This is a genomic window from Pseudomonas sp. KK18 (genome assembly GCF_037094675.1).
Lineage (GTDB): Bacteria > Pseudomonadota > Gammaproteobacteria > Pseudomonadales > Pseudomonadaceae > Aquipseudomonas.
On record NZ_CP146605.1, the window covers coordinates 2,962,144 to 2,984,327 of the forward strand.

8 protein-coding genes and 1 riboswitch are annotated in these 22,184 nt (G+C 64.7%); of the genes, 5 read left to right on the top strand and 3 right to left on the bottom strand.

Annotated elements, in window-relative coordinates:
* Positions 1-10 precede the first annotated feature (10 nt).
* Complete coding sequence (locus tag V6607_RS13510) at positions 11-12,574, top strand: filamentous hemagglutinin family protein (RefSeq protein WP_134326285.1); 12,564 nt, start codon at positions 11-13, stop codon at positions 12,572-12,574.
* Between the two features lie 292 nt (positions 12,575-12,866).
* On the opposite strand, the gene V6607_RS13515 is transcribed toward V6607_RS13510, so the two are convergent.
* The 3 genes from V6607_RS13515 to V6607_RS13525 are packed head-to-tail and all read right to left on the bottom strand — an operon-like array spanning position 12,867 to position 16,062.
* Positions 12,867-13,787, bottom strand: coding sequence for an ABC transporter substrate-binding protein (locus tag V6607_RS13515; RefSeq protein ID WP_134326286.1), 921 nt, complete (start codon positions 13,785-13,787; stop codon positions 12,867-12,869).
* A complete protein-coding gene (locus V6607_RS13520) occupies positions 13,784-14,116 on the bottom strand; it encodes a (2Fe-2S) ferredoxin domain-containing protein (RefSeq protein WP_134326287.1) in 333 nt (110 codons plus the stop codon). The genes V6607_RS13515 and V6607_RS13520 overlap by 4 nt, the downstream gene beginning before the upstream one ends.
* An 11-nt stretch (positions 14,117-14,127) precedes the next feature.
* Complete coding sequence (locus V6607_RS13525) at positions 14,128-16,062, bottom strand: TonB-dependent receptor (RefSeq protein WP_134326288.1); 1,935 nt, start codon at positions 16,060-16,062, stop codon at positions 14,128-14,130.
* 93 nt (positions 16,063-16,155) lie between these two features.
* A riboswitch (cobalamin riboswitch) is annotated at positions 16,156-16,363 on the bottom strand.
* Between the two features lie 101 nt (positions 16,364-16,464).
* Between V6607_RS13525 and lexA the strand changes: the two genes are divergently transcribed.
* From lexA to V6607_RS13545, 4 genes are read left to right on the top strand one after another with little or no spacing between them, the layout of a single operon-like run.
* Positions 16,465-17,082, top strand: a complete 618-nt coding sequence (lexA, locus tag V6607_RS13530) for a transcriptional repressor LexA (RefSeq protein WP_134326289.1) — start codon at positions 16,465-16,467, stop codon at positions 17,080-17,082.
* Positions 17,082-17,693 carry a translesion DNA synthesis-associated protein ImuA gene (gene imuA, locus V6607_RS13535; protein ID WP_134326290.1) on the top strand — a complete coding sequence of 204 codons (612 nt, stop codon included), beginning with the start codon at positions 17,082-17,084 and terminating at the stop codon, positions 17,691-17,693. Before lexA ends, imuA begins: the two co-directional genes overlap by 1 nt.
* Before the next feature lie 7 nt (positions 17,694-17,700).
* Complete coding sequence (locus tag V6607_RS13540; RefSeq protein ID WP_008432578.1) at positions 17,701-19,116, top strand: DNA polymerase Y family protein; 1,416 nt, start codon at positions 17,701-17,703, stop codon at positions 19,114-19,116.
* Positions 19,092-22,181 carry an error-prone DNA polymerase gene (locus V6607_RS13545; RefSeq protein ID WP_218571479.1) on the top strand — a complete coding sequence of 1,030 codons (3,090 nt, stop codon included), beginning with the start codon at positions 19,092-19,094 and terminating at the stop codon, positions 22,179-22,181. The genes V6607_RS13540 and V6607_RS13545 overlap by 25 nt, the downstream gene beginning before the upstream one ends.
* Positions 22,182-22,184: the final 3 nt, after the last annotated feature.

Below are 22,184 nucleotides of genomic sequence, written 5' to 3' on the forward strand. Positions count from 1 at the left end.
AAGCTTCCTGATGGTCCGCTGCAAACCACCGGTCAACCTGAATGCCCAAGGCCCTGGCGGCCAGACGATCCTGCGCCTCAAACCCCTGGCCCAGGCGATTGCCTTGTTCATGGTGGCAGGCAGCGCCCACGCGGCGACAGCGTTCAGCTCCGGCTGGTTTGCCGACAAGGGTGCCTCCCAGGCGGCGACAGCGGCCCGCCTCAACGGGGCGCAGGTGCCGGGGATTCCGTCGTTGAATCAGCAGGCGCGGGCGAACCAGCAGTTGTCACGTTCCATCAGCACGCTCAACAACAGTGTCGCGGCGATTGCGGCCCAGCAGGCCGCCCAGGCCGCTGGCCGGCAAGCGGCGCTCGGCCAGGTCTCGACGATTCCCGACGGCCTCGGCAAGGGCGGCTTGCAGGTGGACAACAGCCTGACTCAGGGCTGGACCAACGCCAAGGGCCCGACCCAGAGCCAGTCCGGTGGCAAGACCACGGTGACCATCGAGCAGACCGCCGACAAGGCGATCCTCAACTGGGAAACCTTCAACGTCGGACGCAACACCACGGTCGATTTCCAGCAGCAATCGAATTGGGCCGTGCTCAACCGTGTCAACGACCCCAACGCGCGCCCCAGCGAAATCCAGGGCCAGATCAACGCCCCTGGCACAGTGATGATCATGAACCGCAACGGGGTGATCTTCAGCGGCAGCAGCCAGGTCAATGTGCGCAACCTGGTGGCGGCCGCCGCCGCCATCACCGATGACCAATTCACCCAACGCGGGATCTATGTGGATGCCAACGGCACCCAGCCGACTTTCACCGACGCGGCGGGCAAGGTCGAGGTGCAGCGCGGCGCGTTGATCCAGACTCACAACCCGGCCACCTCTACCGACGCCGGTGGCTACGCCCTGCTGCTCGGCTCGGAGGTCGAGAACGCCGGCAGCATCATCACCGCCAGGGGCCAGGCCACCCTGGCCGCCGGCGACAGTTTTTATATCCGCAAGGGCGTCGGCACCACCGGCAACGACCGCTCCACCACCCGTGGCAATGAAGTGGCCACCAGCCTCAAGGCCGGCAGCACGTCGGGCAAGGTCAGCAACAGCGGCCTGATCATGGCGTCGACCGGCGACATCACCCTCACCGGGCACCAGGTGCAGCAGAACGGCGTGGCCCTGGCCAGCACTTCGGTGGATACCCGTGGCACGATTCACTTGCTCAACGCCGCCAGCGATGCCACCGGCAGCGTGACCCTAAGCGAGGGCAGCACCACGGCGATCCTGCTGGACGCCAGCGGCAGCACCGCCCTCAACAGCCAGAAGGACAACGGCCTGATCAAGCTCGACGGCTTGCCTGCCAACCTGATCACCGGCCAGTTCAACAACCTCAGCGCGGTGGCCGACCGCACTGACCAGTCGCGGATCGAGATCGTCAGCGGCGGCACTGTGGATTTGCGCAAAGGCTCGATCACCCTGGCCACCGGCGGCCAGGTGGCGGTCAGTGCCGGCCAGCGCAGCCTGGTGCGTGACGGCGCGATGATCGACGTGTCCGGCGCGATTGGCGTCAAGGTGGCGATGGAAGCCAACAACATCAAGATCAACGTGCAGGGCAACGAACAGCGCGACGCGCCCGCCAACCGTGACGGCGGGCAATTGATCAACAATGACGTGTGGGTCGACCTGCGGGACCTGGTGTTCGTCCCGGCCGGCACCAACGGCTATGCGACGGACCGCTGGTACACCGCCGGCGGGCTGCTGGAAGTCGGCGGTTACCTGGGCACCCAGGGCCACTCGGTCGGCGAGTGGATGGCCCAGGGCGGCACTGTGACGTTCACCGGCAAGGACGTGGTGACCCAGCAGGGTGCCCAGGTCAATCTGTCGGGCGGCACCGTCGATGTGCAGGCCGGCTACATCCGCCAGACCTGGCTCAAGGGGCCTGACGGCCAGCTCTATGAGCTGTCGAAAGCCCCCGGGGACATTCTCTACGCGGGGATCTACAAGGGCTTTGAAGACACCAGCGTCCGCTGGGGCCGCAGCGATTTCTACTACAACCCGCTGGTGGCCCAGCAAAGCCGCTACGAGGCGGGCTACACCGTGGGCCGCGACGCCGGCAAGCTGGTGGTGGGCACCACCAACGCGGTGCTGGAAGGCCAGTTGATCAGCGATGTATTCCAGGGCGATCGCCAGACCCAGGCACCGAATATCAACCTTGATGGTTATCAGCAGTCACAGCAGGCCATGGCCCAGCGGGCGCAGTTGATCATTGGCCAGTACACGCCGGTGTACAACAAGGCCACCGGCACCTTGCGCTACGCCTTGACCCCGACCATCGACCAGGTGCTGATCGAGAGCAGCACGCAAAAAATCGCCGACGGCCTGGACCTCGCCACCGCGCTGCCGACCGAACGCCAGGGCAAACTGGTGCTCGACAGTGACCAGCTCAATGGCTACCGGTTGGGCGCGATCAAGGTCGGCGCAAAGCAGCAGATTGACGTCAATGGCGCACTCAAGGTGGCTGACGGCGGCGACATCACCCTGTTCGGCCCCGTGGTTTCAGTCAATGCCAACCTCACGGCCCACGGCGGCAGCATCAACGCGGGCAACCTGCTGAACCAGGTCGACCTCAATCGCTCCAATGTCGTTGGCGATGTGATTCTGCCGGGCATCGGCCGGCTCGATGTGGCCGCCGGAGTCAAGCTGGACAGTTCCGGGCGCTGGAATAATCTGGCGCTGGACCCTTCGGCCACTGACGGGGTGGCGTATATCAACGGTGGCAAGGTGTCGTTGCGCAGCTCCGGCGACGTGAACCTCGCGGCGGGCAGCCTGGTGGAAACGTCGTCCGGGGCAACCATCGGCCTGGATGGCAAAGTCCGGGGCGGCAAGGGCGGCGACGTGACCGTGGGCGCACTGGGGGCTTTGGACCTGGGCGCCGCGATTCGCGGCTATGGCGTCAGCGCAGGCGGCACCCTGACCTTGCAGGCCAACAAGGTGCAGATCGGCCAGAGCCCGCAGGCGCCGGATGCCAAGACCTTGCAGTTGGCCGGGGATTTTTTCAACAAGGGTTTTTCGGCCTATGACATCACCGGCAACGAAGGATTGCTGGTCGCCGATGGTACTCAGGTGGATGTGAACGTGCCGGCCTACCGGCTCTCGGAGCAGGCCGCCACGACGCCGGGTGGCGGCGATGCGGCCAGCGTGATGGAGCGCTGGACCCCGCCGCTTTACCAGGAAGACGCCAGCAAGGGCGTACTCGGCCAACGCCGTGGCGCCAGCCTGACCCTTTCCGCCGGCCACCTGGAGTCGCCTGCCGAGCAACTGCCGACAACCGCGCTGGTGGTCGGCCAGGGCGCGGTGATCAGCGTCGACCCGGGCCAGTCGATCAACCTGCGCAGCATCGGCCAACTGACGGTCGACGGCACGCTCAATGCCTGGGGTGGCAGCGTCAACCTGAACGGCCTGACCACGCGCGCGTTCGAGCCGGCCAACGCGGTTGGCCACGGCCGCTCCATCTGGCTGGGTGAAAACGCACTGATCGATGTCGCCGCCCGGGCCGCGACCGCCGTGGACAATCGTGGAAGCCAATACGGGTTGGTCCGTGACGGCGGCACGATCAGCATCGGTGGCGAGATCAACCTGAGCACCGGCACGGTCACTGCCAGCGACCTGTTTGTGGTGGTACGCGAGGGCGCCCGGCTGGACGCGTCGGGCACGCAAGCGGTGTTGGATGTGCCGGGGCAGGGCGCAACCCGGGTGGCCAGCAATGGCGGCAGCATCAGCCTGGCGTCCAACAATGGCTTGTACCTGGACGGCAGTCTGGTGGCCCGGGCCGGCGGTGCCGGCGCAGCGGGCGGCAGCCTGAACGTAGCGCTGGACAGCCCGTATTACACCAAGAGCAGTGTCACGGATCGCGTGCTGAAGGTGCGTGAATTGGTGCTCGGCCAGACCCATCAGGCCCACACGCTCGCCGGCACCGCCGCCGACGCGGCCGACAGCCTGGAATACGGCCACGCTCGCCTGGGCGTCGACCAGGTCAGTGCGGGCGGCTTCGACAACCTGGCATTGATGAGCAACGGCCTGTTGAGTTTCGACGGCGATGTGTCCTTGAACATGGGCCAGAGCCTGCGCCTGTACAGCGGTGCCTTCAACCTCAGTGAGGGCGCGGCAGCCAATGCCCGGGTGAATCTGTCGGCACCGTCTCTGCTGCTGTCCGGCATGGATTCGCCGGCCCGGGAGTTCTACGTGAACCCGGTGTCGGTGTTGCCGTTACCCTCGCTGCGCGCCACCGAGGCGCAGTTCAATGCCAGCGGCAGCTTGATCGATGTGCGCGGCAGCGTGTTGTTTGGCAGCAAGGGCAAACTGCGCCAGGCCGACGACAGCCTGGTCGGCCTTGAGCGTCGCGGCTTTGATCAGGTCAACCTGACCAGCCAGGGCGATCTGCGCTTCCTGGCGGGTGCGAACCCGGACGGCGTGGCCTTGAGGGTCAGCACCCAGTTATTGACCCAGGGCGACATGACCTTGCGGGCGGCGCAGTTGTATCCGGCCACGGAGGTCGGTGCGCGGGTCATTGCCGGCTACCTGAGCGAATTCAACAGCCTCAACATCACGTTCGACCCGCTGCGCACCCTGACCATTGGCCGTACCGGCAACACGGATGCCGCGGTGCCTTACTCGGCATTCGGGCGCCTGCAACTGGGCGCCGCGACGGTGCGGCAGGGCGGTGTGGTGCGGGCGCCCCTGGGGTTGATCGATATCGGCAGCATGGGCAGCAGCCAGGTGCAATTGCTGCCGGGCAGCGTGACGTCGGTGAGCGGCAGGGGCCTGGTGCTGCCGTATGGCGGCACCCTGGACGGGCAGGTCTATAAGTACAACGGCAAGACCGTGACGTTTGTCGGCCAGGGCGGGCTGGTCAACCAGGACGCGGAACTCAGCGTCGGGGTGATTCTCGGCGGCCAGTCGGTGCAGGTGCAGCCTGAGGCTACCCTGGATCTGTCGGGCGGCGGCGAATTGCTGGGGGCCGGTTTCGTTTCCGGGCGCGGAGGCTCTACGGATGCGCGCTACAGCCCACTGGTGCAGTTTGGTGCCAATGGCGGTTTTGTGTTGCCGGGCCTGGGCACCAACCCGATTTACGCCATCGTGCCCGGGGTACAGCCCGGCGCGGCACCGGTGGCGCCGGAGAAGGGCGCAGTCGATCCGTTGGTGGGCCAGCAGGTCACCATCGGCGCCGGAGTGCCGGGGCTGCCGGCGGGCACTTATACCCTGATGCCGTCCACCTACGCCTTGATGCCCGGCGCTTTCCGCGTCGAGATCAACGGCCTGGCGGGTCTCGGCAGTGATGCCGCCACCCAGCGCATGCGCAATGGCTCCTGGTCCACCGCCGGGCGCTTGTCCATCGCCAACACCGGGATCGGCAACAGCGTTGCCAGCCAGTTGATTTTGACCTCGGCCGATACCTTGCGTCGCTATTCCCAATACAACGAAACCAGCTACGCCCAGTTCGCCATGGCCGACGCTGCGAAACAGGGCGTGCCACGCCCGATGCTCGCCGTCGACGCCAAGACCCTGAAACTGGCCTTGCGGCCAGGGGGCGGCGCTGATGCGTTTTCGTTCCAGGGCATAGGCCGTTTTGAGGCCGCGGCGGGTGGCTATGGCGGCGCGGTGGCGGTGATTGATCCAGGCAAGCTTGGTATTGAAGTCGTCGCGGCGGGCAGTTCCGCAACCAGCGGTTTTTCCGGCATTACCTTCAACGATGACAGCCTCAACGCCTTGGGAGCCTCGCGTTTGATGGTGGGGGGGATGACGGCAGTTACGTATGGCCAGTCCGGGAATTACATCGTCCTGGCGGGCGGTACGAGTCGGGCCAACAGCACCGTCACGCTTCGGGAAGGTGTGACGCTCGCAGCGCCGGAAGTCTTTTTGTTGAGTGACACCAACGCGATCGTCCTGGAGCAGGGCGCATCCATCAACACCATCGGCTGTGGCAAAGCCAGCTACGACGCTCGTGACGGTTTTATCTACAAAGTCACCAATATGCTGGCGGCGTCCAACGGCTTGCTCAATGTCATTGCATTCAATACGACGGTGCCCAGCGGCGGGATCAGCATCGGTGTGTGTGACACGGGCCTGTGCAGCGGGCAAACCGGGCTGTACTCCGAAGGCAGCATCGTGGCGTTGACCAACAATACCTTCCAGTTGGGCGACCAGGTGCGCTACGGCACCCGTCATCTCAACCTGGGGGTCAACACCATTAACCTCGGCAGCGCCCAAGCCCTGGCCGCTGCCGCTGCGGCCAATCAGTTGCCGGCCGGCCTGACACTCACCCAGGCGCTTCTTGATCGCCTGCTCAAAGGTGATTCACAGTTCGGTGCGCCGGCCCTGGAAACCCTGCAGCTCTCGGCGCGGGACAGTTTCAACTTCTACGGCAGTACCTCCCTGGACACCTATGACCCACTGACGGGTAAGTCGCGGCTGAGCAACCTGATGCTCTCCACTCCGGCGATCTACGGTGCCGGTGGCGCTGGCGACGTGGCCAACATTCATACCGCCAACCTGATCTGGCAGGGCGCGACCACCCCACCGGGCTCGGTGATCGCCGGCGGGGCGGGCACTGGCAGCGGGCGCCTGGATATCAACGCCGAGCGTATTGAGTTCGGCTACGGCGCCTTTGCCCAGACCAACACCGTGAGCAGTTTCGATCGCCTGGCTTTGGGCTTTGCCAGCGTGAACCTCAATGCCAGCGAGCGCATTACCGCCAACCACAAGGGCAGCCTCTCGGTGTATCAGAGCCAGGGCGCCTATGACCCGGTGAAGGGCTTCCAGTACAGCGGCGGCGACCTGAATATCCTCACCCCGCTGATGACCGGCGAAGCCGGTTCGATGAACCGCATGACCGCAGGTGGGGCGATTGATATTGCAGCGTCCGCGGGGGCGCGTGGCAAGGCCGACGGCCAGGGCGCCGAACTGTCCCTGCAAGGCGACAGCATTCGCCTGGCCACGGCGGTAGTGCTGCCCAGCGGCAAAGTCAGCCTGGGCGCCCGGGGTGATGTGGTGCTGACGGATGCAGCGTTGATCGACGTGGCCGGTCGCGCCACTGTGTTCAACGATGTGACCCAGTACGGCGCGGGCGGCACGGTGCTGCTGGACAGCCGCAGCGGCAACATACTGCAGGCTGCCGGCTCGACCATCGACCTCTCGGCCAAAAACAACCAGGCCGGCAAACTGCGGGCGGTTGCGGTGGACGCGGCGGGCGGTATCGTCGACCTGCAAGGCACGATCCTCGCCGGCAGCAGTGGCTATTACGATGCGGGCGGGACCACGATGCCTTATGAGGCCGGTACCGTGGAAATCCAGGCCCAGCGCCTGGGCAGCAGCGGTTCACTGGACCAGCAGTTCGCCGACCTCAACCAGCGCCTGAATCAAGGCCAGGTGTTCGGCACACGCAGCTTCCAACTCAAGCAGGGCGACTTGACCATCGGCAATGGCCTCAAGGCCGGCACCGTCAACGTCTCCGTGGACAACGGCAGCCTGCGGGTCACCGGCCTGGTGGACGCCAGTGGCGAGCGCGTCGGCAGCATCAACCTGGCCGGCAAGCACGGCCTGACGCTGGACGGCGGCGCGGTACTCGACGCCCATGGCAGCAAGCTGCGGGTGGACAGCTACGGCAAGATCATCGACTCGCCCAACCGGGCCATGGTGGTGCTCGGCTCCGGCACCGGTCAACTGACGCTGGCCGATGGCGCACGCATCGACCTGCGTCACGGCACCGAGGCGGTCCAGGGCAATGACGGGCGCAACCGCGGCACCCTGGAACTGAATGCACCACGGCTGATCAACGTCGATGGCACCAGCAACGACATCAACATCGATGCCCATGGCCGCCTGACGATCCAGGGCGCGCGCTCGATCACCCTCAACGGCATGATCAGCTATGACGATGCGCCACTGGTCACCGATCCGACGGCCAGCGGGCGGCCTTACCAACAGATCGACCAGGCCTACCTGGATGGCAAGCATGTGCTGAGCACGGCCTTTATCAACGGTGCATTGCTCAACCAGAACCTGCTGCAAAACAAACTCGCCGGGCTTAACAATGCAACCTACGCCGATGCGTTCCACCTGCGCCCGGGCGTGGAAATCGTCAGCAAGACCGCGGACGGTGACCTGGTGGTGCAGGGCGATCTGGACCTGTCCGGCTACCGCTACGCCAGCCTCAACCCCAACAGCCAGAAAACCTCGGTGTATGGCTCCGGTGAGTCGGGCAGCCTGACCCTGCGCGCCGGTGGCGACCTGAATATTTACGGCAGCATCAACGACGGTTTTGCACCGCCACCACAGACCGTCGATGACAAGGGCTGGGTGTTGTTGCCGGGTATCGACTTTACCGGGGGCACGATCATCGTGCCGGGTAACGGCATCACCCTGGCGGACGGCACGACCTTCCCGGCGGGCACCGTGCTCAACTACGACCTGCCGATCAAGGCCGTGGGCGTGGCCGCCGGTACGCGCTTGCCGACCCGGGCGACGCTGAACCAGGACCTGACGCTGCCTGCCGGTTCGGTACTGGCCGCAGCAGTGTTCGACAGCGCGGGCAATGTGCTGTTTGCCGCAGGCACGTTATTGAGCCAGGCACACACCCTGGCGGCCGGCTCACAGCTGGACGCCGGCAGCCTGCTGACCCAGGACACCCGGCTCGGGGCGCTGACCTGGCCCAAAGGGGTGCCGTTGCCGACGAACTACGAGGCGCTTAACCCGACGCAAAACTACGTGACCCTCAATGGCGACATACCGCTGCCGCGCGGCGCGTTGATTCCTTCCGGCACCAACGTCAAGTTGCCGGGCGGGGCTGAGTCGGTGGCGTTGCGCCCGGAAGTGGCGGGGCGCCAGGGCAAGCTGTGGGCCCTCTCGCCGATGCTGGCAGAAGGTTCGCAATCCTGGTCGCTGCGGTTGGTTGCAGGTGCTGACACCGAGGCGGCCGACAGCCGCATCCTGCAAGCCCATCCGCGCAGCGGCGACCTGCGTTTGGCTGACAGCCACTACGGCATGTTTGCCAAGGAGATGCCCGCCAAGGGCAAGTTGACCTGGACCGCCTTCGCGGTGGAGGACTTTGCGGCCAATGGGGTGGTGGTCAAGGAAGGCGACCCGATCGACCAAAAGATCCTCGATGATTTCGGGCTGGGTTCGATTGATGATTTCTGTGGGGGCAATCCGGCGTACTGCGCCGTGAAAGTTGGCTATGTCTGGACCGAATTCGGCGCCAAGGACCTGGCGGACAACGGGATTATCGTCACCGTCGGAACGCCGATCGAGCAAAGCATCCTGGACCAGTTCGGTATCCCTTCCATCGATGAGTTCTGTGCAAGCTCGCCCGCCTACTGCCAGGCCCAAAGCGGCAAAGAGTATGCGGCGACCCCCTCCAGCAGCCGTTTCAGTGTGATTCGCACCGGTACGGGCGACCTCGAACTGCTCAGCGCCGGCAACTTGAGCATGGACTCCCTGTATGGGGTCTACACCGCCGGTACATCGTCCACTGCAACCGGTGCCGGTGACCCCTACAACCAGCCCAAGGCGCTGAACAGCGCGAAGACGGTGCTGAACGATACCAACAGTTATTTTGAACAGTTCGTCAACGGCTCATCTGACAGCCTGTACCGTGCCTGGTACCCGGAGGCAGGGGGGAATTTGAGCGTGAACGTGGGGGGCAACCTGACGGGGAATATCCTGGGAGGCGTCTTCAACCCAAGTCGGCCCAACCCCTTGGATAACGGCATCGACTCCGCCGATGTGGCCAACTGGCTGTGGCGCCAGGGCAGCGGCACGGTGAACACCGGCGGGCAGGCGCAGCCGACGGCCTGGTGGATCAATTTCGGTAGCTATACCGCCAACGCCTCCAAGGCTGATGCGTTCGTCGGGTTTACCGGTTTCGGCACCCTCGGCGGCGGTGACGTGGATGTACAGGTAGGCGGAGATGCCGGTGTGCTTCGGCGCATGGACGGCAACCCAATGTCGGCCTCTGCCAACCCGCGCAGCCAGGGGCTGGTGCTGGCGGTCGGCAGTACCGGGCGGGTTGCCGGTGATGGCAGCCTGCAGTTGACGGGCGGTGGTGATTTACGGGTGCGTATCGGTGGCGCCCTGAACCCTGGCAGCGTGGTTGATGTAAACGATCAGAACGGCCAGTTGGTGAATATCCGGGGCAATGTCCAACTGCAAAGTGCGACCACGGGCCGGATCGACCTGACCTACGGCAGCAACAGCTCTGAGCAGAGCCCGGGCGAAACCCGCGCATTCGATCCGTTCCAGGCGACCCGTGGCCGGGCAGTGGGGGGCATCACCCTGGTGCCGGGGGATGCCACATTCAACCTGACCACATTGGGTGACCTGGTGCTGCAGCAAGTGATTGACCCGGGCCGTGTCGTCCTGCTGAACAACTCATCGTTTACCCGTGGCGGGACGAGTGGGACCGGCGAAAGTTGGTTCTCGTTATGGACCGGGCACACGGCAATCGACCTGTTTTCAGCGGGGGGCAACTTGACGCCATCTGTCTCCGCCGCAGCGTCCGACCTGGCAACTGTCTACCCATCGATCGTTCGAGCGACGGCGGCTGGCGGCAGTATTTATTACGGAAGCGCCGTCCTGGGGTACCAAGCCGATACGAGTCCGATAAATGCCTTGGTGCTCGCCCCCGGTGCCAGCAGCCAGTTGCAATTCCTGGCCCATGACTCGATTTATGCGGGCGGTATGTTTGTCACGCCTTCCGGGGCCGACCCCAGCATCATGGCCACACCTTGGCGGCCGGCGTTCGTCGGGACCATTGATGGTCAGGTGGTTGCCGATGGCAACAATCTGTCGGAGAACGGTAGCTCGTCGGGTTCCATTCCGCGTCCTTTGTTTGCCTTTGGCTCCGCCACGGCGTCGGCAGCCGCTTACGCGCCAACGGAACCGGCGCGGTTCTATGCCTTGACCGGCGATCTGGTGGGGGTCAGCAGCGGCCGGACCCTGACGTTCAATTCTTCCCCCACGTTTTTGCATTCGGGGCAGACCTGGTACGAGGGCAACGGGCCGGTTTGGATGATGGCGGGGCGAGACATTGTCAGCAGTGGCAGCCGTTTTAATACGGCCCCCGGTGCGGTCAGCGAGCAGTCGACCGGCAACCTGTTCATCCACAACAACCCCACTGACATCTCCATCGTCTCCGCCGGGCGCGACATTCTGTACAGCAACTTCCAGGTTGCCGGTCCTGGCCTGCTGGAAGTGACGGCGGGCGGCAATATCCTGATGTCCGGGCGTGACCCGGCGAAGGGCGGCGAAGTCAGCATCACCAGCCTGGGCCCGGTGGTCGCGGGCGACAACCGCCCTGGCGCAGGCATCGTCATGCAAGCTGGCGTCGGCCCCAACGGCCCGGATTACCGGCGCTTTGTCGAGGCCTACCTGGACCCGGCCAACCTCGTCCAGCCAGGCGAAGCCCTGTCGATCCAGGGCGGCAAGGTCGCCAAGACCTATGAGAACGAACTGGTCACCTGGCTCGCCGAGCGCTTCGGTTTCGTCGGCACCCGCGAGCAGGCCCGCGCGGTTTACGCCGCACTGCCCGCTGAACAGCAACGGGTGTTCGCCCGTGATGTGTACTTCGCCGAACTCAAGGCCGCCGGCCGTGAGTACAACGCGGTGGGCGGTGTGCGCCAGGGCAGCTATGTACGGGGGCGTGCGGCGATTGCCGCGCTGTTCCCGGACAAGGACGTGGCCGGCAACCCGATCACCTACAAGGGCGATATCACGTTGTTCGGCGGCTCCGGTGTACACACCAATTTCGGTGGCTCGATCCAGATGCTCACCCCGGGCGGTGGGCAGACCTTCGGCATCGAAGGCGCGGCACCGCCGTCCACCGCCGGTGTGATCACCCAGGGCGCCGGCGATATCCAGCTGTATTCCATGGGCAGCATCCTGCTGGGCCAGAGCCGCATCATGACCACCTTCGGCGGCTCGATCATGGGCTGGTCCGGCGAGGGCGACATCAACGCCGGTCGCGGATCCAAGACCACCGTGGTGTACACGCCGCCCAAGCGTGTCTACGACAACTGGGGCAACGTGACCCTGTCGCCGGCGGTGCCGAGCACCGGGGCGGGGATTGCCACCTTGAACCCGATTCCCGAAGTGCCGGCCGGAGACATCGACCTGATCGCCCCGCTGGGCACCATCGATGCGGGTGAAGCGGGGATTCGGGTCTCGGGCAACATCAACATTGCCGCGTTGCGCGTCGTTAATGCCGCCAACATCCAGACCCAGGGCAAGTCGTCCGGGGTGCCGGTGTCGGCGGCGGTAAACACCGGGGCCATGACCTCGGCGAGCGCAGCCGGTGCGGCGGCGTCCCAGGCGGCGGAAGATGCCGCGCGCAGCCAGCAGGCGGCGGCCAAACAGGGCCGGGCGTCGATTGTCACAGTGGAAGTGTTGAGCTTTGGCAGCGAGCCAGTTGAGCGCAAGCCGGAGGATGGGCAGAAGACCTCGGGCTACAACCCCGACAGCCCGGTGCAGGTGCTCGGCGCCGGACCGTTGAGTGACCAGGCGCGGGCGCGGTTGACGGATGAGGAGCGCCAGCAGATCAGCTTGTAGTTTTAGAAAAGGACCTCTCGTTGTATTTGGGGCGATCATTGATCGCCCCTTTTTTTCGTCTTGGGGCCCCGGCTTTCCCCGGTGGATGGTGGCGCGGTCGAGCCGGTAGTCACTGAGGCCGGGATGAGTGATATCTCGGCCACCAAGTGCGAGCTCTATCACCCTGATCTGTCAGGCCAGGAGCTGGAGGCGATTAAAAGTACGAAGCGCTCAGCATTGGAAACCTACAGCGTTTCACAACTTTGGTCGGTGGCATGGACTGAGTAAATTGGTCAGGCGCTTCGCTCGTGAATTATTCAGCCAGTTGTTTGAATTGCCTCGCCAACTCCAACACGACTCGGCCGCTATTCGCGGTGGGCACCAAATGGGTAAAGGGAATATCGATCATCCGGTTCTCCCGCACCGCCCGCAAACGCGACAGCACCGGGTCGGTGGTCAGCAACTGACGTTTGCGGCTGGCCGGTGACCACAGCGCATCTGCCAGCAAAATCACATCCGGGTCACTCATCAGCAGGGTTTCGCTGCTCACGGTGACGCGGTATTGGTTGATCCCGGCAAATAAATTGCGCGCACCAGCAGCCGCCACCAACGTGGTGACAAAACCACGCCGACCCTCGCTGTCCAACCCGTTGACCTCACTGTCCAGGTAAAACACCGACAGCGGTTTACCCTCACCAGCCAGCGCCTGGGCACTGGCCAGGTCGGCGTCCATGGCATCGCTCAACGCCCGCGCCCGTGGCTGTTTATGCACCAGGGCGGCAAGGGTGAACAGGTCGTTGCGGATATGCCCGAAGTAATCCAGCGAATGCCCGTCGCACGCCGACTCCAGCAAGTACGACCCAACCCCGTTGCCTGCCAACCCTGTGCGGGAGGTGACACCAGTGCCAAAGGCAGTGGCGAATCCACCGACCACCAGATCCGGTTTCTGCGCATAGAGCACTTCGCTGGACGGGTACTTGGGCGCAATCACCGGCACGCCGAAATACTCGCCGTGTCGGTGGGCCACACCGTTGTCATCCAGATACGCCACGCCCACCAAGGCCGGGCCGACATCCAGCGCCAACAGCAGGTCTGCGGCATGCTGGTTGAGGGCCACGATGCGCGAAGGCGGTGAGTGGGCGGCGGTCCAATCCTGGTTGCAGTTGCGAAAGCTGTCGGCCAATACCGATGGCGCGCAGAGCAGGGCGCCCAGCAGCAGCCACGAGGCCTTCATGGGCGCTCCTTGATCAGCAGATCCTCGACGACTTCGCCGCCCACCAGATGCACCTCCACCAGCCGTTGCACATCGTCTTTGTTGTGCACGCCGTACCAGCAAGTGTCCGGGTACACCGTCACGATCGGCCCCAGGTTGCACGGGAACTGGCAGTGGGTGCGGGTCAACAGTACGCCGCCAGGCATTTCGATGCAGTCGTGTTGCAGCAGGTGGCGGCGCAGGGTTTTCCACAGTTGCAGCGCGCCACGCTGCGTACAGCGTGGGCCAGTGCACAGGAACACGTGACGGGCGTGGTCAGGCACATGGGACCAGTCCGGATGAGTTTCCACGGGCGTACTCATCAGAAGCGATACGTGTAGCGTACTTCGGAGGTGAACGGCCGCCCGAGGTTGTCGACGTTGCTGGCGCGGCTGGTGACGTAATCGCGGTCGAACAGGTTCTCTACCAGCAGGCTCACGCGGTGTTGGTGGGCGTTGTCGAGATAGCGATAGGCGTCGGCATCCACCACGGTGTAGTTGCCGTATTCGACCTTTTTCGAGCTGACGATATCGCCGATGTAACGCACGGCGGTGCCGGCGCCCCACAGGCGGTCCGCCGATTCATAGCCGACCCGCGAGCGGGCGAAGAAGCCCGGGATATCGTTGATGGTGACACCCGCACGGGACTCGGTGAGGTTGCGGGTCATGTCGGCCTGCACGCTCCATTGTTCATTGAGCTGCAGCTTGGCGTCGGCCTCGAAACCACGCATCTGGATCTGCCCCTGGCCGTTGACCCACTGGATATCGTCCAGGGTGATCAGGTCGGTGATCTTGCGTTTGAACAGCGTGACGCTGGCGCTGAAGTCCCGGGCCAGCAGGCTGCCCTTGTAGTCGACGCCCAGTTCGGCGTTGCGGCTCTTCTCCGGCTTGAGGTTGCGGTTGCCTTTCTCATCGTCTTCGTTGACGAACAGTTGCTCGGCATTCGGCAGTTTGTAGGCAGTGCCGTATTGGCCGCGCAGGGCCCAGTTGTCGTTGAGGTCGTAGAGCGAAGTGAGCATGCCGACGGTGGCGCTGTCGCCGCCGCTCATGGCTTCGTGGCGTACGCCGATGCTCGGGTGCCAGTTCGGCAGGGCTTCGATATTCGGGCGCAGTTGGGTGTACAGCGCGTGGGCCTGGGCCTTGTTGTCGTCGATGATCAATACATCGTCCTGGCCCTTGAACCACTGGTTATCGGACCCGAATACCAGCACGTGCTCGCCGGGCAGTACGGCCTTGCCTTCGGCCTGCACGCCCCAGTCGGTGAAGCCCCAGTAGTCGTTGTGGTTGATGGCCCGGGTGCCGCCGCCTTCGATATTGTTGATGCGGGTATAGCGCGTGTCCCAATCGTTGATATGCCCTTTGACGAAGTAGCTCAGGCGCTCGTTGAGGGTTTGCTCGAAGGTGGCCGTGGCGATTTGTTGTACGCGGTCGTTGGTGGTCTTGTGGTTGTCCACCGGCCGGGCGAAATCGAGGTTGGCGTCGGCGTACTGGTAAAACAGCTCAAGGCGCGTGTCATCGCCAAACGACTGGATCGCCTTGGTGCCGAAGGTGGTGACTTCGTAGGAGCGTTTCTTGTCGCTTACGTTTTTCATGTCGCGGTTGCGAAACGGCTGGTAGCCCTCGGAGACGTTGCGGCTGACGTAGGCCAGCAAGCCGAGGTCGCCAAAACCGTTGTTGAAGATCTTCTCGACCCGGGCATCGCCGGTGGTGCCGCCGAAGGTGTCTGCGCCCAGGTTCACCTCGCCGGACGCCTCGCGGGTTTGCGGGCTGCGGGTAACGATGTTGATCACCCCCGACACCGCCTGGGTGCCGAACAGCAGGCTCTGGCCACCCTTGAGCACTTCGATGCGCTCGATGGCGTTGGCGGGCAGGGTGTCCAGGTACAGGCCGCCGTACAGGCGGTTGTTCAGGCGCACGCCGTCCAGCAGGATCAGCGTGTCGTCGTTGCGCCCACCCAGCAGGGAATAAGTGCCGTAGTCGAACGGGCCATTCTTGGGTGCCACGTACAGGCCGGGGATGAACATCTGCATCACGCGCGACACATCGGCGGCGGGGCCGGCGCGTTCGATCTGTTCGCGGGTGACGATCTCGACCTTGCTGCCGTACTGGGCCATGTCGGCCACGGTGGTGGATTCCACCGACGGTGCGGAAATGATCTGCTGCTTGAGCTCAAGGGGAGGGTCGTCGGCCAGCAGCAGGGGGCTGAACAGGCAGCCGAGCAGCAGGCTGAGCACGGAAGTATTGTAAGGTCGAATCATAGTCTTCTCGGAAAAGTATCTTTCGCGAAAAGCACGCACGAGTAGGCACCGAGCACACGCCAATACCGGCCCATGCCCGCCCACCGCAGGATTTTGCCAAACAGAATTCCAGGCCGGTCTCCGGGCTCACGCGTATGGACACCTTCACCTTCCCATGGCGCGCAGGCCACAGTGGTGTGTCGAAGGGGTCACGCGTCTACCGTTGCGGGGGCAGCACCGGACTGGCTCGAAAAGAGCGGCACCGGTTTCCCGTTTCACCCCATGCACGGCGGCATGAGGCACCTGAAACAGGCCGGCATCTGAACATTCGAAAGACCGTTCGTCAACTTGGCGGGGACTTTTCTGGTGGCTGCATGGGAAGCGACTGACGGATATTGCCAGAAAATTCCCACAGGAGTACAAATGTACTCCATGACGAATCTAACGCCCCGCCGTACCGCCATCCTGACCTTTATCCGCGACCGTATCGCGCAGCAAGGCCAGTCCCCCAGCCTCGCCGAGATCGCCGAGGCGTTCGGCTTTGCCTCCCGCAGCGTGGCGCGCAAGCATGTGCTGGCGCTGACCGAGGGCGGCTTTATCGAGGTCAACCCCAACCAGGCGCGCGGCATCCGCCTGCTCAATCAACCGGCGCGGCCGGAGCTGCTGGATATTCCGGTGCTCGGCCGGGTGGCCGCCGGTTTGCCCATTGGCGCCGATGCCGAAGTGCACAACCGTCTATTGCTCGACCCGGGCATGTTCGCGAAAACCCCGGATTACCTGCTGCGGGTGCAGGGCGATTCGATGATCGAAGACGGCATCCTCGATGGCGACCTGGTAGGCGTACGCCGCAGTGCCGAGGCCTTGAACGGGCAGATCGTGGTAGCGCGCCTGGACGGTGAAGTCACCATCAAACGTTTCGAACACGTGGGCGAGCGCGTGCGCCTGCTGGCGCGCAACCCCGCCTATCAACCCATCGTGGTGCGGCCCGATCAGGACCTGGCCATCGAAGGGGTGTTCTGCGGCCTGGTGAGGCAAGGCTGATGGGCGCCGTCGTTGCACTGGACTCGCTGTTCAATGGCGGCCGGGTCTGGAAAGGCCGGCCCGCCGCGCCGCCGGCCAGCTTCCATCCCACCGGGCTTGCGGCCCTGGATGCGGTGCTGCCCAGCGGTGGCTGGCCGGAAGCGGCGTTGAGCGAAATCCTGATGGCCAAGGAGGGCGTGGGCGAGTTGCAGTTGGTGTGGCCGACCCTGGCACGGTTGGCGGCGGCCGGTGAGCGCATCGTGCTGGTGGCGCCGCCCTACACGCCGTACCCCCACGCCTGGCAAAACGCCGGGGTGGATGTGCGCCAGCTGTCAGTGATCCAGGCCGATGAACGCGATGCCTTGTGGGCAGTGGAGCAATGCCTGCGTTCCGGCAGTTGTGGCGCGGTGCTGTGCTGGCCGCGCAGGGCCGATGACCGCGCCTTGCGCCGCTTGCAGGTGGCGGCGGAAACCGGCCAGACCCTGGCCTTCGCCTGGCGCTCCTTGAGCGAGGCCATCAACCCGTCACCGGCCGCCTTGCGCCTGGCGGTTGAGGCGAGCCCGGCGCAGGTGCGGGTGCTCAAGTGCCGGGGTGGCCTGGCCCATCCCGCGCCCATTGCGCTTGGGCACTGAGGTTGGCATGCGCTGGGTGTGTATTGTGTTCCCGCAATTGGCGCTGGACGGGGTGCTGCGTTCGCGCCCCGAACCGGACCAGCCGTTGGCCCTGCTGGCCGGCACGCCGCAGCGGCGGGTGCTGCAAACCGTCAATGACGCCGCGCGCAAACTCGGCCTGCGCCCCGGCCAATCCCTGACGGCAGCCCATGCCTTGACCAAGGCGTTTGCCTGCGCCGAATACGACCCGGCGCAGATCGAATACTGGCAACAGTTTCTCGCCGCCTGGGCCTACCGTTTCAGCTCCCAGGTCAGCGTGTTCTACCCACGGGCGTTGCTGTTCGAGATCGAGTCGAGCCTGGGCCTGTTCGGGCCGTGGCCGTTGCTCGAAGCGCGCTTGCGCAAGGAGCTGACCGAACTGGGGTTTCGTCACCGCATCGTCGCCGCGCCGAACCCGGCGGCGGCGCGGATATTGGCGAATGTCTACGACGGCCTGGCCGTGGCCGATGAGCAATACCTGCAACACGCCCTGGCACCGATCCCCATCGACCGCGCCGGCCTCGACCCGCAAGCTGCCAGCGCATTGTCGCGCATGGGCTTGCGCACCCTGGCCCAGGTGCAGGCGTTGCCTCGGCATACCCTGGCCCGGCGCTTCGACGCTGCGCTGCTCAAGCACCTAGATGCACTGTGCGGCCAACGGCCCCTGGCGCTGGCGTTCTACCAGCCGCCGGACCGGTTTGATGTGCGCATCGAGCTGAATTTTGATGTGTTGTCCCACCAGGCCTTGCTGTTTCCCTTGCGCCGTTTGACTGGCGACCTGTCGGCGTTCCTGTGTGGCCGCGACAGTGGCGTGCAGCGTTTTGACCTGCACCTGGAGCACGCGGCCGAGCCCGACAGCGTGATCAAGGTCGGCCTGCTCAGCGCCGAGCGTGACGCGGCGATGCTGTTCGAACTGGCCCGTGGGCGCCTGGAGCAAGTGCAAGTCACCTCGCCGGTGCGCGGCTTTCGCCTGGTGGCCGAGGACCTGCCGGTGTTTGTGCCCCAGCGCCAGGACCTGTTCGACGAGCGCCCGCAGCAAACCCTGCCGTGGGAACAACTGCGCGAACGCCTGCGGGCGCGGCTGGGGGATGAAGCGGTGCAAGGCCTGCGGTTTCACGCCGATCACCGCCCCGAATGCGCCTGGCAAGCCGGCGCCGACACTCGCCCGTGCACCCCCTCAAATAACGTGCAACGCCCGGGCTGGTTGCTGCATGAACCGACGCCTCTGGCCGAGCAAGGTCTACACATCCTGATGGGCCCGGAACGCATCGAGTCCGGCTGGTGGGATGGCGCCGATGTGCGCCGCGATTACTACCTGGTGCGCACCCGCGCCGGCCAGCAGGGCTGGGCTTACCGCACCGTGGGCGAAAGCGGCACGCTGTGGCTGCAAGGCTGGTTTGCATGAAGTACGCGGAGCTGCACTGCCTGTCCAACTTCAGTTTCCAGCGGGGCGCCTCCAGTGCCCGCGAGCTGTTTGAACGGGCCAGGCAGCAGGGTTACGAGGCGCTGGCCATCACCGATGAATGCACCTTGTCGGGCATCGTCCGTGCCTGGCAGGCGGCCAAGGAAGTCGGGTTGCCGCTGATTATCGGCAGCGAGATGCGCCTGGAAAACGGCCCCAAGCTGGTGCTGCTGGTGGAGAACCTGGAAGGCTATCAACACCTGTGCCGGCTGATCACCATCGCCCGTCGCCGTGCGGAAAAAGGTCACTACCGGTTGCTGCAGGAAGACTTCACCGCGGTACACGGCTTGCTCGCGTTATGGATGGTCGAAGACACCGATACCCAGGCCCATATCCAATGGCTGTGCAGCACCTTCACCGATCGCCTGTGGCTGGCGGTGGAACTGCATTGCGGCCAGAACGATGCCCGTCACCTTGAGCAACGCCTGAACCTGGCCGCCAGCCTGCACCTGCCGGCGGTGGCCTGCGGCGATGTGCATATGCATGTGCGCGGTCGCCGTGCGTTGCAAGACACCATGACCGCAATCCGTCACCACGTCCCGGTGGCCGAAGCCGGCGCGCGCCTGCATCCCAATGGTGAACGGCACTTGCGCAGCCTCGATGCATTGGCCGCGCTGTACCCGGCGCACTTGCTGGAAGAGTCCCTGAACATTGCCCGGCGTTGCACCTTTGACCTCGGCCAATTGCGCTATCAATACCCCAGGGAGTTGGTACCTGAAGGCCAGGATGCAAAATCCTGGTTACGCACCTTGACCGAGCAAGGCATCGCCCAGCGTTGGCCGAAAGGGGTCGACGCCAAGACCCTCCAGCAGATCAATAACGAACTGGAACTGATCAGCGACCTCGGCTACGAAAGCTACTTCCTCACCGTACACGACATTGTGCGCTTCGCCCGCAGCCGTTCGATCCTGTGCCAGGGCCGCGGCTCGGCGGCCAACTCGGCGGTGTGTTTTGCCCTGGGCATCACCGAGATCGACCCGAGCCTGATGAACATGCTGTTCGAGCGCTTCCTGTCTCGCGAACGCAACGAGCCGCCGGACATCGACGTGGACTTCGAGCACGAACGCCGCGAAGAAGTGCTGCAATACGTCTTCCAGCGCTACGGGCGTACCCGCGCCGCGTTGACGGCGGTGGTCAGCAGCTACCACGGCGCCGGCGCGGTGCGCGACGTGGCCAAGGCCCTCGGGTTGCCGCCGGATCAGGTCAACGCCCTGGCCGACTGTTGTGGGCGCTGGAGCGACGAAGCACCGCCCCTGGAACGCCTGCGCGAAGGTGGTTTCGACCCCGACAGCCCGGTGCTGCGCCGGGTGCTCACACTCACTCAGCAACTGATCGGCTTCCCCCGGCACCTGTCCCAGCACCCCGGCGGCTTCGTGATTTCCGAACACCCGCTGGACACCCTGGTGCCGGTGGAAAATGCGGCCATGGCCGAGCGCACCATCATCCAGTGGGACAAGGACGACCTCGACGCCGTGGGCCTGCTCAAGGTGGACATCCTCGCGCTGGGCATGCTCAGTGCGATTCGCCGCTGCTTCGACCTGCTGCGCCGCCATCGCAACCGGGACCTGAGCCTGGCTTCGGTGCCCAAGGAAGATGCGGCAACCTACGCGATGATCAGCAAGGCCGACACTATCGGCGTGTTCCAGATTGAGTCGCGGGCGCAGATGTCGATGTTGCCCCGCCTGCGACCGGAAAAATTCTACGACCTGGTCATTGAGGTCGCCATCGTGCGGCCGGGGCCCATCCAGGGTGGCATGGTGCATCCGTACCTGCGGCGGCGGAACAAGGAGGAAGAAACCACCTACCCATCGCCGGAACTCAAGTCCGTACTGGAACGCACCCTGGGCATCCCGCTGTTCCAGGAACAGGTCATGCAGATCGCCATGGTCGCCGCCGATTACACCCCCGGCGAAGCCGACCAACTGCGCCGTTCCATGGCCGCCTGGAAACGCCACGGCGGCCTCGAACCCCATCAGCAACGCCTGCGCACCGGCATGCTGAAAAACGGCTACAGCGAAGCCTTCGCCGCGCAGATCTTCGAGCAGATCAAGGGCTTTGGCAGCTACGGTTTTCCCGAGTCCCATGCCGCCAGTTTCGCCTTGCTGACCTATGCCAGTTGCTGGCTCAAATGCCATGAACCGGCAGCGTTTGCCTGCGCCCTGATCAACAGCTGGCCCATGGGCTTCTACAGCCCGGACCAGATCCTGCAGGACGCCCGTCGCCATCATTTGCAGATCCGCCCGGTGGATGTGCAGGCCAGTGACTGGGATTGCAGCCTTGAGCCGATCGAAGGCCAGCAACCGGCGATTCGCATGGGCTTGCGCATGATCTCCGGGTTTCGCGAAGAGGACGGCCGGCGTATCGAAACGGCGCGCCAGGCCCGGGCGTTTTTTGATATTGCCGACTTGGGCGAGCGTGCCCAATTGGACACTCGCGCCCAGGAACTGCTGGCGGATGCCGGTGCCTTGCGCGGCCTGGCCGGGCATCGGCACCGGGCGCGTTGGGAGGTGGCCGGGGTGCAGAAACAACTGGGCCTGTTTGCCGGTATCGCCAGCCCGGAAGAGGCGGTGGTGGAGCTGCCGCAACCGACAGTCGGCGAAGATTTGTATGCCGACTACGCCAGCGTCGGCACCACCCTGGGCCCACACCCGTTGGCGCTGTTGCGCGATGAACTGCGCGCGCGGCGTTGCCGCAGTTCCAGGGAATTGCTGCAGGTTGAGCATGGCCGCAACGTCAGCGTCGCCGGCCTGGTCACCGGTCGACAACGCCCTGGCACGGCCAGCGGCGTTACCTTTGTCACCCTGGAAGATGAGTTCGGCAATATCAATGTGGTGGTCTGGCGCGATCTGGCCGAGCGCCAACGCCAGGCGCTGGTGGGCTCGCGGTTGCTCAAGGTGGATGGCCGCTGGGAAGCGGTGGGGGAGGTTCGGCACCTGATCGCCGGGCGCTTGACCGACCTGACCCCGTTGCTGTCGGGCATCAGTGTGCGCAGCCGGGACTTTCGCTGAGCC

Bases quoted from the DNA above. Each gene is read 5' to 3' on its own strand.
- V6607_RS13510 (WP_134326285.1), top strand. From the start codon at position 11: ATGGTCCGCTGCAAACCACCGGTCAACCTGAATGCCCAAGGCCCTGGC.
- V6607_RS13515 (WP_134326286.1), bottom strand. From the start codon at position 13,787: ATGAAGGCCTCGTGGCTGCTGCTGGGCGCCCTGCTCTGCGCGCCATCG.
- lexA (WP_134326289.1), top strand. From the start codon at position 16,465: ATGTACTCCATGACGAATCTAACGCCCCGCCGTACCGCCATCCTGACC.
- V6607_RS13540 (WP_008432578.1), top strand. From the start codon at position 17,701: ATGCGCTGGGTGTGTATTGTGTTCCCGCAATTGGCGCTGGACGGGGTG.
- V6607_RS13525 (WP_134326288.1), bottom strand. From the start codon at position 16,062: ATGATTCGACCTTACAATACTTCCGTGCTCAGCCTGCTGCTCGGCTGC.
- imuA (WP_134326290.1), top strand. From the start codon at position 17,082: ATGGGCGCCGTCGTTGCACTGGACTCGCTGTTCAATGGCGGCCGGGTC.